This window comes from Dysgonomonas sp. Shenzhen-Wh21, from assembly GCF_043392705.1.
In the GTDB taxonomy this organism is placed as follows: Bacteria; Bacteroidota; Bacteroidia; order Bacteroidales; family Dysgonomonadaceae; genus Dysgonomonas.
The window spans coordinates 1-12,287 of sequence record NZ_JAIXHZ010000161.1 but is presented as its reverse complement, the minus strand read 5'-3'; the positions used below and the strand labels follow the sequence as shown (position 1 = coordinate 12,287).

At 37.5% G+C, this 12,287-nt stretch carries 8 protein-coding genes; 2 read left to right on the top strand and 6 right to left on the bottom strand.

Annotated elements, in window-relative coordinates; translation table 11 throughout:
- Nucleotides 1–277 precede the first annotated feature (277 nt).
- Nucleotides 278–1,423: an acyltransferase gene (locus LDB17_RS11615; protein ID WP_252638533.1), complete on the bottom strand. Its 1,146-nt coding sequence runs from the start codon at nt 1,421–1,423 to the stop codon at nt 278–280.
- Nucleotides 1,424–1,633: 210 nt separating this feature from the next.
- On the opposite strand from LDB17_RS11615, the gene LDB17_RS11610 reads away from it, so the two are divergent.
- Complete coding sequence (locus tag LDB17_RS11610) at nt 1,634–3,691, top strand: acetate--CoA ligase family protein (protein ID WP_252638532.1); 2,058 nt, start codon at nt 1,634–1,636, stop codon at nt 3,689–3,691.
- Between the two features lie 246 nt (nt 3,692–3,937).
- Nucleotides 3,938–5,248, top strand: a complete 1,311-nt coding sequence (locus LDB17_RS11605; RefSeq protein WP_252638531.1) for a solute carrier family 23 protein — start codon at nt 3,938–3,940, stop codon at nt 5,246–5,248.
- Between the two features lie 74 nt (nt 5,249–5,322).
- Here the strand turns inward: LDB17_RS11605 and LDB17_RS11600 are convergent, their stop codons facing one another.
- The 5 genes from LDB17_RS11600 to LDB17_RS11580 all read right to left on the bottom strand — a co-directional run bounded on the left by LDB17_RS11600 (nt 5,323) and on the right by LDB17_RS11580 (nt 11,785).
- Nucleotides 5,323–7,794, bottom strand: a complete 2,472-nt coding sequence (locus tag LDB17_RS11600; protein ID WP_252638530.1) for a bifunctional UDP-N-acetylmuramoyl-tripeptide:D-alanyl-D-alanine ligase/alanine racemase — start codon at nt 7,792–7,794, stop codon at nt 5,323–5,325.
- Between the two features lie 13 nt (nt 7,795–7,807).
- The gene (locus LDB17_RS11595; protein WP_252638529.1) at nt 7,808–8,788 is read right to left on the bottom strand and encodes a GSCFA domain-containing protein; all 981 of its coding nucleotides are present in this window, start codon (nt 8,786–8,788) and stop codon (nt 7,808–7,810) included.
- 204 nt (nt 8,789–8,992) lie between these two features.
- Complete coding sequence (ahpF, locus tag LDB17_RS11590; protein WP_252638528.1) at nt 8,993–10,543, bottom strand: alkyl hydroperoxide reductase subunit F; 1,551 nt, start codon at nt 10,541–10,543, stop codon at nt 8,993–8,995.
- Between the two features lie 66 nt (nt 10,544–10,609).
- The gene (gene ahpC, locus LDB17_RS11585; RefSeq protein WP_252638527.1) at nt 10,610–11,176 is read right to left on the bottom strand and encodes an alkyl hydroperoxide reductase subunit C; all 567 of its coding nucleotides are present in this window, start codon (nt 11,174–11,176) and stop codon (nt 10,610–10,612) included.
- A 345-nt stretch (nt 11,177–11,521) separates the two neighbouring features.
- Nucleotides 11,522–11,785, bottom strand: a complete 264-nt coding sequence (locus LDB17_RS11580; protein ID WP_252638526.1) for a hypothetical protein — start codon at nt 11,783–11,785, stop codon at nt 11,522–11,524.
- Nucleotides 11,786–12,287 lie beyond the last annotated feature (502 nt).

The window sequence follows — 12,287 nt, the reverse complement described above, 5'->3', positions numbered from 1 at the left end:
CCTTACATTCCAAATCTTTTACCAATTAATTTTAAAATATTTTTTGGCAGAACTACAAAAATAATACCTATATACCTTATATGCAAACTGTTGTTAAACATATTTTTTTTAAACCTTTTTTTGAAATTTGAGGGGGAAATGACACAAGAACTCAATCTGAGTCGACCAATCAAGCAAATAGAAAAAAAGTAAAACGATCAGAAAAATACCCGCTAAAGAAAAAACAAACTACAGAAATTCTACTTTGCCGATAGAGATAACAAGAACAAATAAAGATTTAGACATTGCTTTTTTGTTTTAGAAATCGATTTGCTAAATATTTCCGAACCGGCGTATCGTAAAATTTCAAGCAGATATAAGCTAAAGCAATACTTCCGACAAGAACTCCGGCTGCACCGGGTAATGATTCCTGGAATGTGAGATTCTCATTCTTCACCCAAGCATAATATAGATATATAAAAGGGTAATGAACCATATATAAGGGATAAGAAATATCTCCTAAGAATCGGCATACGCAAATTGTGTATTTATCGGTCGTTTGCCCCGAAGCTCCTAAATAGACAAGTAGCGGAAAAAACACAACGCAACACAGAGTGTCATATACTCCATTCATCCATAAATGTTCTGCTCCACCGATACGTGGCACAGCTAAAAGGGCAACGATAACAAAACTACACATCCAAAAGGCACCTTTTACATTCTTGGCTGGTTTAAAAATACGAGAAAGCAGCAAACCTGCAGAGAAAGAAAACAACAATCTGAACGATCCTCCCATAAATTCAGCTCCGGTTAATGAATATCCAACACATATATCCCCTAAAGGACCTAATATCGCAAATGCCGCCAAGCAACATCCGGTAACAAAAACAAGTAGAGCAAGAATCTTTGTCGAAAACCTGCGAATAAATAAAACATGAAGAATATTACCTATATATTCAAAGAATAAAGACCAACTAGGTCCATTGAGCGGAAACATTTCGCCCAAACCGCGCACCTCTGTTGCTGTAGTAGCAGGAATCAATAGTGCATTTAATAATGTAGCGATAAGCAAAGCAGCAACACTCACCTTGGATACATCCCACACTGAACAGTCTTGAAGGTAGAACATGATCGCACCTATAACGGCTCCCATTACAACCATTGGATGCAATCGTATAATTCGGCGTTTAATAAAATCTTTTGCTTTCATTGTTCCCCAACGACCATCATAAGCATAGCCTATAACAAAGCCTGACAGTATAAAGAAAAAATCGACAGCTAAATATCCGTGATTGATACGTTGGTCTAAATGGCTGGTGGCAAAAGCTTCAAATATATGAAAACATACAACCATGATAGCGGCGACTCCGCGCAGCCCATCCAGTATATTGTAATGTGGTTTTGTGTCTGCAAATGCAGCCATAGAGATTTGCGTTTTCAGCATAATTTAAGATTCTTATATTTTGGTGTATTCTGGCATTTCAAAAAATAAAACTTACAAAATAAGCAAATTTTACAGAGACTTTAATAATTAACTTATTGAAGGAATAATATTTTTGGGATAATAAAACATGTTTTATATTATAAAAATAGATTCCTTAGCTATGATATTATTTCATTATTTTTGTGCAAAATAACACTCAAAACCAGTTTTATGTCTTATAACCAATTAATAAACCCCAAAAGCATTGTCATAGTCGGCGCTTCTGATAACATTTTGAAACCGGGAGGGAGTGTTTTGCATAATATTATAAATGGAACATTCGAAAAAGAGCTATATATTGTAAATTCGAAAGGTGGTATCATACAAGGCATTAAAGCCTATACCAAGGTTGAAGATATCCCTCAAGCTGATCTTGCCATTATATCTATACCTGCCAACCAATGCATAGAGACTGTAGACTATTTGGCAAATAAAAAGGGAGTGAAAGCTTTTATTGTATTTTCGGCCGGATTTAGCGAAGAGTCTGAAGAGGGTGCTATCAGAGAAAAACAACTTATAGAAATCGTAAACAAAGCGGGAGCTATCATGATCGGCCCTAATTGTTCAGGTTTCTTTAATACGAATCATCAAAGCATTTTCACTCGTCCTATACCGAGCCTCGATACGAATGGAGTAGATATAATTTCCAGCTCGGGAGGAACAATTACTTATATCATTGAGTCTGCTATGCGTATTGGGCTGAGATTTAACTCAGCGTGGTCAATAGGAAATGCTGCTCAGATAGGAATTGAAGATATATTGGAATATTTAGATAAAGAATTTGATCCGGAAACCAGTCCGAAAATAAAACTTCTCTATTTAGAAAAAATTAGTAACCCCGATAGGTTTCTTCTTCATTCGTCTTCCCTCATCAATAAGGGGTGCAAAATAGCTGCCATAAAATCGGGCAGTTCCACATCCGGCAGTCGCGCAGCATCTTCTCATACGGGAGCAATAGCGAGTTCTGACTCAGCCGTTGAAGCCCTGTTCAGAAAAGCGGGAATTATACGTTGCTACTCGCGCGAAGAACTTGCGAACGTTGCAGCAGTATTGACATTAAAGAAAATAAACGGACGAAATCTGGCTATAATTACTCAAGCAGGTGGTCCTGCCGTAATATTAACAGACGCTCTATCAAAAGGGAATATTGATGTTCCAGAACTGGATAAAGACTTGGCTGCCGAACTAAAGAAGCATCTCCTTCCGGGAGCCGCAGTATCTAATCCTATAGATATTATAGGAACAGGAACAGGCGAACACATGGCTACATGTATCGATTTTTGCGAAACATACTTTAAAGAAATAAATGGTATAGCCGTTATATACGGAAACCCCGGAGTAAGCAATGTAGCCGAAGCCTATAATATGCTGGATAAAAAAATAAAGACCAGCAAACTACCGATATACCCGATATTGCCATCGGTGATAGCTGCGTCGGAAGAAATGGAAACCTTTGTAAAGAAAGGACATGTCAATTTTACAGATGAATATGCTTTGGCAAATGCTCTCTCTAAAGTTGTTTCCTGGACTCCTCCATCGGTAGGCAAAATAGAAGATATATCTGTTGACATACCCCGTATAAGAACTATTATCAGCAACTCTGCTGACGGATATATAGATAGTGAAACGGTTAGGCAATTGTTTGATGCCGCAGGTATTCCACAAGTACAAGAAATAGTGACAGCCAACAGAGATGAAGCTATCGTTTTTGCCGACAAAATCGGATACCCGATTGTTGCAAAGTGCGTAGGTCCTATTCATAAATCGGATGTAGGAGGGGTTGTATTGAATATACATTCAGCAAACCATTTATCAATCGAGTTTGACCGTTTGATGAAAATCACCGATGCCACAGCCGTCATGGTACAGCCGATGCTATCGGGGCAAGAACTATTTATCGGTGCAAAATATGAACCTACATACGGTCACATTGTTTTGTGTGGACTGGGTGGAATTTTTGTAGAAATACTGAAAGACGTAGCATCGGGTCTTGCACCCTTAAGTTTTGATGAAGCTTCTTCGATGGTACAATCGCTAAAAGCATATAAAATAATAAAGGGGACACGTGGACAAAAAGGCTTAAACGAAAAGTTATTTGTAGAAATCATTGTACGCTTATCGGTTATGCTCAGGTTTGCTCCGGAAATAAAAGAAATGGACATCAACCCGCTTTTGGCTAACGAAGAGAGAGTTATAGCCGTGGATGCAAGAATCAGAATAGAAAAATAGCATTGATTATTTATAGTGAAAAAGCAGTATCGGCAAAAGTATATCTTGGCTGGTATTGCTTTTTTTTGAAAAATCTTTTTATGAAGTACTTTATTATATTTCAGAAATATACTACCTTTATTGCCGACAAAATCTATAGGTATGAAAACGAAGAATTTTGAATAAATAGTAAATATAAAATATAAAGCCGGACATTTCGTTCTCGGCTTTTTTTATGTGCAACAGACAAATATCAAACGCTCAAAAATGAAAGAAGAAAAGAAAATTGTTTTAGGTATTTCAGAAAAGCCTAAACCCGCCCAATGGCTATTATTGAGTATCCAACATCTATTTGCCATGTTCGGAGCAACCGTACTTGTTCCTGCACTCACCGGAATGAGCCCTGCTGTAGCTCTTATCTCGAGTGGTATCGGTACATTGGTATTTATAGCCATCACAAAAGGCAAAGTCCCTTCTTATCTGGGATCATCATTTGCTTTTATCAATCCCATCATAGCTGTAAAAGCTTTGGAACTCGATCCTTCGTCGGGTGTAGGTATGGGAAGTTTCCTTGTGGGTAGTTTCCTTGTGGGGGTTACCTATTCGGTAGTTGCACTTATTATAAACAGAGCCGGTACACAGTGGCTGATGAAGTTGCTTCCTCCTGTGGTAGTAGGACCTGTGATTATGGTTATCGGACTTGGACTTGCCGCTACAGCCGTTAACATGGCTACTAACAATCCTGCAGGAGATTATGACCTTACTTATGTACTCATCGGTTTAGTAACTCTTACCATAACAATTCTTACGGCCATTTTCACTCGCGGATTTCTTAGTGTTATTCCTGTACTGGTAGGTATAATTGGCGGGTATGTATTTTCTATTATCTTAGGAGTTGTAGATGTGCAACACGTAGTTGAAGCAAACTGGATCGAAATGCCTTCTTTCTCCATCCCATTTGTTCATTATACACCTTCTTTCACATGGAGAGTATTCTTAATGATGGTTCCTGTTGCTATAGTTCCTATTGCTGAGCATATCGGGCATCAGCTTGTTTTGAGTAAAGTTGTTAGCAAAGACCTGATCAAAGACCCGGGACTAGATCGTTCTATGCTGGGTGATGGTGTAGCCACTATGATAGCTGCCACATTAGGAGGACCACCGAATACTACTTATGGAGAAAATATCGGAGTATTAGCGATAACTCGCGCTTTCAGTATTTATTTGTTTGTAGGTGCAGCAATCTTTGCTATTATGTTTGGTTTCTGTGGTAAGATATCCGCTTTGCTATCTACTATCCCTACTCCGGTAATGGGTGGAGTTTCTATCCTCTTGTTCGGTATAATAGCCTCCAGCGGGCTACGCATGCTTGTGGAAAACAAAGTAGACTTTAGCCGTAAGCGCAACCTTATTATATCTTCCGTTATCCTTGTTATTGGTATCGGGGGAGCAGCAATACATATCGGCAAAGTATTTTCGTTGGAAGGAATGGCGCTGGCTTCTATAATTGGGGTTGTACTTAATCAAGTATTGCCGGGCAAGCAGGTTGTAGATTTTGATGAAATGTTTAAAGAGTAATAAACAATTACATATATATAATAATAAAGGCTGCATTTTGCAGCCTTTATTATTATATATATGCTTAACGAAACTTATTCTTTATAATAAATATGTTTTACCCTGCTAGAAATAGACGTTAGTATCTCATAAGGGATTGTATTTATTTCTTTAGCCAAATCTACGACAGATGGATTTTCCCCAAAGATGACTACCGAGTCTCCTTCTTTCACATCTACTCCCGTAACATCGATCATTGATAAATCCATACAAATATTTCCAACAATAGGCACCATGTGTCCATTGACCAATACCTTACCAACTCCATTGCCAAACTGACGACTAAGCCCGTCGGCATATCCGATACGGATAGTTGCTATTGTGGCATCTTTATCGAAATGGCCTTTACGCCCATAACCAACAGTTTCTCCGGCCTTGATATATTTGATTTGTAGAATGGTGGTCTTCAAGGTACATACGTTACGTAGTCCGTTTAAACCACTTGCACTTACTCCATAAAGACTTATACCCAGCCTCACCATATCCATTTGCTCGTTGGGGAAACGTTCTATCCCTGCCGAATTAAGAATATGCTTCATCACCGGATAATGGCAACTCTCCTCTATTGCATGTGTTATTTTCTTAAAGGTTTTAATCTGATCTACTGTAAAATCATCGAAGTTCCAACTTTCACTTGCAGCTAAATGAGAGAAGACAGATTGGATACGTACTCCTGTTTGCGACTTAATACGCTCCATCAATTCAGGAATATCTTCTTCTGTAAATCCCAACCGATGCATCCCTGTATCTATTTTTATATGTATCGGATAATTTGTAATTCCCTGCAATTTGGCTTCCTTTATAAAAGCATCCAATATTCTGAAATTATACACTTCGGGTTCGAGTGCATACATCGCCAACTCTTCAAATCCCCCTACTTCGGAGTTGAGAACAATAATAGGAACTTTTATTCCTTGTTTCCTTAAGAATACGCCTTCTTCTGCAACTGCAACAGCCAGATAATCGCACTTATGATACTGCAATGTTTTTGCTACCTCTGTCGCTCCTGTACCATAACCATCGGCCTTAACCATACATACCATTTTGGTTTTAGGGTTCAGCCTTGATCTATAAAAGTTATAATTGTGAACGATTGCATCTAAATCTATATCGAGCACTGTTTCGTGCGTTTTCACCTCCAGTAGTTTATTTATACTCTCGAATGAGAAACTACGTGCCCCTTTCAGCAAAATAAACATATCATGGAAATCGCTCCATATATTCGAATGGATAAAATCATTGGTCGTATTGAAGAAATGCATTTCGCCATTCTTAAACAATTCCTTATATGTGGAGATTTCTTTACCGATACCGATAAGCACATCTATTTTTTTATTCAACACCAGATTCGATGCCAAATAATACAGTTCTTTAGGTACTAACCCCGACTGTGGAATATCTGATATTATAAGCACCTTTCTCTTTTGGCTATCCGTTGCCCTTTGAGCCAAAAAGTCAAGAGCAATTCCCAAGGAGTTTATATCAGAATTGTATGTATCATTTATCAGTATTGTATTATTTTTCCCTTGACGTACATCAAGACGCATTGCAACAGGCTCGAGACCGGCCATACGTTGATTAATATCAGGTAAAGACAAGTGCAAATAAATGGCAGTAGCCAATACATGGATAGCATTTTCGATAGCTGCATTATCAGCAAAAGGAATCGTAAACTGAGAGGCCATTCCCAGAATAGAATAATGAATGGTCGTACAATTTCCGAGCTTCTCAACTTTCATTATATGCAATGGACTTTTGTTAGATCCCTTGCGAGACCATGTCAGACGTTTGTGAGAAAGACAGGCTATCTCCATACATTCGTCTACAAGCTCATTCTCTTCTTCACAAATAATGACATCACAGTTTATAAAAAGCTCCAGTTTCTCGAGACATTTTTGTTTCATAGATTTGAAACCTTCCTGATGAGCCTGTCCGATATTGGTAAAAACACCAATAGTAGGATTTATAATCGCCTCGAGCTTTGCCATCTCCTCAGGTTGAGATACCCCTGCCTCGAATATGCCCAACTGTGTATGGCTATTCATTTGCCAAACAGAAAGAGGTACACCAATTTGAGAATTATAGCTCCGAGGAGAATGCGTAATATTAAAATCATGATGAAGGACTTGATAAAGCCACTCCTTCACCACTGTTTTACCGTTGCTTCCTGTAATACCAATAACAGGCACATTAAACTGATTGCGATGATATGCGGCTAGACGTTGAAGAGCAAATAGCGTATTTACCACTACAAGAAAGTTTGCATCTTCATATTCTTCCCACTCGGGTTGTAAATCAGATACTACAAAGTTACGAACGCCCAGCTCATAAAGCTCGGAGATATACCGATGTCCATCATTATTCTTAGTCTTAAGGGCAAAGAATAATGTTTCGTCGGGAAAAAAGACCTGACGGCTGTCAGTAAGTAGAATACTAATGGCAGTTTCGTTCAGATCGGTTGGCATAGCATCAATTATCTTAGCTACCTGATATATAGAATATTTCATTCTTCTTTTTTAATTAAGATCTGTTTTCCAAATCCACAATTTCTTGTTCGCAACAAATGTATGGATATTTCTTATTGAAGGCTTTCAACTTTAACAAAGTTTGCCTTAAAAAATGCTTATAATCATCACTTTGGTTATTTATAGGCCTATGATTTAGAGCCTGATATATTTTCTGCCATTCTTTTATTATAGGGGGAGCTTCTTCATCAAAATAGGTCTCTGACAATCGTTGCCAGATATATTTAATTGCTATCTGATTTGGATGAGTCATGTCTTCATCATAGAATCGATAATCACGTAATTCATCCAAAACAATTTCATAAGAAGGGAAATAATGCAAACCTTCTACCATGCTACAAATTTTATCTACAGCCAAAAGCAAAGTAGATTTGCTCAACTGGTTATCATGGGCTCCATCTTTGAGGTGACGAACAGGACTTACCGTGAACACTATTCGCAACGATGGATTTATTTTTCTCAAATCCTTTACCAAACCTTCCCACTCTGCTAAAATATCTTCAACAGAAAGACGAAAACGTTCGAATTCAGCAGCAGGCAGCTTATGGCAATTACCAACTACCACATTCTCTTTCAAAGACCGAAAGACATACGCTGTTCCAAATGTAACAAAAAGGACATCGGCCTTGCGAATATCGTTTGACCCATTCATCAAACTATGGTTTATCCCTTGCAGACATTTATCCTTATCTACATCTGAAAAAGACCCATGATGCCAAAAACTTTGATAAAGTCCTTTGTATTCAAAAATTTCTTTCTCTGTAAACTCCTTTTCTTCGATAAGCAGCCTCAAAGCCCGACTAATGGATAAGGGATTGTAGAGAATCCCAAAAGGATTGAGATTTACATTGAATTTATTTTCCACAAACAGTTTACCCATATTCTCGGCAAAACAAGAGCCAAATATCACAATATGACTCTTATGAGATATCTTAAAGTCTGGTGTTGGAATTTCTATTTTTGTTCTGAAGTCCATATTTATAAACACTACTAAACACAAGTAAAGGTAAAAAGATTGCATGGAATTATTCGAAACTTGAAGATAAAGTTTTATCGTATTTTTTAATTCATACATTTACAGACAAAAAAAAATTACAAGCAACATATACCTGTAATTTTTCCTTCTTCAATTTCTCGTCATACAGACGATAAAATATGCTATTCTTATATCAGATAACGATCAGATAACTCCCCGCATACGGTCTTCGAATGCCGAAAGGGAAGCCTTCGCTCCTTCGCCCATTGCTATTATAATCTGCTTAAATGGCACAGTTGTAACATCTCCTGCTGCATAAACGCCGGGTATACTCGTACGGCAATGAGTATCGATAGCTATTTCTCCAAAACGATTTACATCGACCAGATCTTTAAAAACAGAACTATTAGGAGCCAATCCGATCTGTACAAATATGCCGTTCAGATTGACGATACGCTCTTCACCGGTAGTACGGTCTTTCACTTTTATTCCGGTAACCTTCTCGTCACCGATCACCTCTGTTGTTTGGGTATTCAGTATGATCTCTACATTTGGGAGGCTTTTGGCTTTTTCTTGCAAAATCTTATCAGCCTTAAGTTCTTCTGCATATTCAAAGAGAGTTAGCTTAGTGCAAATACCCGCAAGATCTATTGCGGCCTCTACTCCCGAATTTCCTCCGCCTACAACAGCCACTTCTTTACCTTTATAAAATGGCCCATCGCAGTGAGGACAAAAAGCGACTCCTTTTCCTATATAATCCGATTCGCCGGGCACATTGAGTTTTCTCCAACTAGCCCCTGTAGCTATTATCACAGCGGGAGTAACTATCTTTTCTCCGCCTACAACGGATATAAATTTTTTACCTTCAATCAACTCTACTTTCTCTACCTTTCGATGCTCGAGAATATCGACAGGATAATCCTGTAAGTGCACTTTGAGATTGTTCGACAACACTTCACCTGTTGTCTTGGTTACAGAAATCAGATTTTCGATTCCTACGGTTTCCTTTACTTGTCCTCCTATGCGTTCAGCCAACAAAGCCACCTTCAAACCTTTACGAGCCGAGTAAATAGATGCGGCAACTCCTGCGGGGCCTCCACCGATTACAGCTACATCATACTCTCTGACTGTTGGATTATTATCTGCCAATTCTTTGCTTCCATACTGATCTTCGAGTTTGGATAATAATTCACCGAATTCACCACGACCTACATGAATCAATTTACCATCAGCAAATACTGCGGGAACACCTTGCAGTTTAAGAGCATCAACCTCTTCCGGATTTATCGCCCCGTCTACCATCTCGTGATATATTTCAGCGTTGAGAGTAGTCATAACATTAAGTGCTTGAACAATATCAGGACAATTGGTACACGTCAGCGACACATAAGTAGTAAGATGTATAGGCCCTTGAAGAGCTTTAACTCTGCTTACAACAAATTCGTCAGGGATATTCTTCCCCTTGCCATCACTATTCAGTATCGCTAATAATAAAGAGGTAAACTCGTGTCCGTTAGGCACTCCCCTGAATTTAATACGTGTATCTTCTCCATTTTTCAATAAAGAGAACTCGAGCCCTTCACCTTTATTAATCTGACAGGAAATATTATCGGAACAAGAAGCCACGTCATCGAGAAGATCGACAAGTTCACGATAGGAGTCATGCTGGTCGAAAGCAGTAATATTTAATATATACTGATTTTTCAGTTCAGAGAATATCGAGCGTAATTGTTCTTTAAAAGATGAGTCTAACATATATTTTAATTTTAATTACGTTGATTTAAAAACCGGCTTTGTTAAGCCGGTCTGCAAATTTGAATATTAAATCTTACCAACCAGATCTATACTTGGCTTGAGTGTTTCTTCGCCTTTTTTCCACTTAGCAGGACAAACTTCACCGTCGTGTGTTGCTACAAACTGAGCAGCTTCCACCTTGCGAAGCAATTCGTCTGCATTACGCCCGATTCCATTGTCATGAATTTCGGCAATCTTAACCTGCCCTTCAGGATTTAATAGGAAAGTTCCTCTATATGCCATTCCTTCTTCTTCGATCATCACGCCAAATGCACGGCTGAGTACCCCTACGGTATCGGCTAACATCGGATATTTGATCTTGCGAATACTTTCGGATGCATCATGCCAAGCTTTATGCACAAAATGTGAGTCTGTACTTACAGAATAAACCTCTACACCCATTGCTTGCAGTTGATCATATTTGTCAGCTACATCAACAAGTTCTGTTGGGCAAACAAATGTAAAATCGGCGGGGTAGAAAAAGAAGATTACCCACTTCCCTTTTACGTCTTCATGGGTTACTGTCTTAAAAGCTCCATTGTGATAAGCTTGTACTTTAAATTCCGGTAATTGTAAATTAATAATAGGTTTCATAATAAATTTTATTTATATTTAAATTACACTTATGTCTTTTATCTATACACCGCAAAGATATATAGTTTTTATTTATACACAAATATATTTCAATAGAATTTATCTATAATCCTATTCCTGTGCTTCCAATGATAGAATATTGGAATTGATTGTGGTACTATGGGTGTGGATTGGAATATTTATAGTCTTAGCTTGGGTAATTAGGGAGCGAAAAAGGGTGCTTGTGGGGTAAAACAAAAAGTTACACTCTTAAAATAAATATAATAAATCTAACGCATTAAGGAATATACTCTGCCCATAAGAGATTATCGATAAATCAATCCTAAATTAGTTCTTAAGAATCTCCTAATTGCAATGAAAGGATAAAGGTAATACTCTATTTAATTTATGTAAAGTATAAGAATCGACACCCTTAAAGAAAAAAGCCTTATTATATTCATATATATTTTCATACATAGTCCCTAAATGATAACTAATCCATTCTCCTCTTAAATTGGTTGCTCCCAGAAACTCTGTAATATAATCCCTATTGCTCCCTCCATAAAAGACAATCACTTCTTGATTATTTATCTCATCAAATCCTACATCAACGATATAATAGCGTAGCATTATCAATGTATCAACCTTTATATACTCAGATTCTATTGAAATTTTATTTCTGATATCAAAGAATCACCTTTATACAGATTAATTATTTGTTTATGCATAGGGTATACGATAGTAGTATCTTCTAAATTAAACCCCTTTAGGTCGAGATTATAATAGTAGATTTTCACTTCCAATTTATAAGCTTCATTATATATATTCTGAGTATACTTTATCAAGCGTCCCTCATTCTGAAATAGGTTCAGCTCTTTCTTATTTGAGCAACAAGAAAGAAGAACCATCATGATACAAAGAAAATAAATTAGAGGGACCTTCATTATATTATTTCTTTGATAAACAACTTAAGGGGAAGACTTAATTAATTTTTCACACCTTACTCTTTTATCTCCATGTTATAAAATAAAAGTAATATATAATAATATAAGATGCATACGAAAAGATGTATAAAAAAGAAAAGGTTGTCGTCCCGACAACCAATCTTCATTGTTAACCTTAAATCTAATAC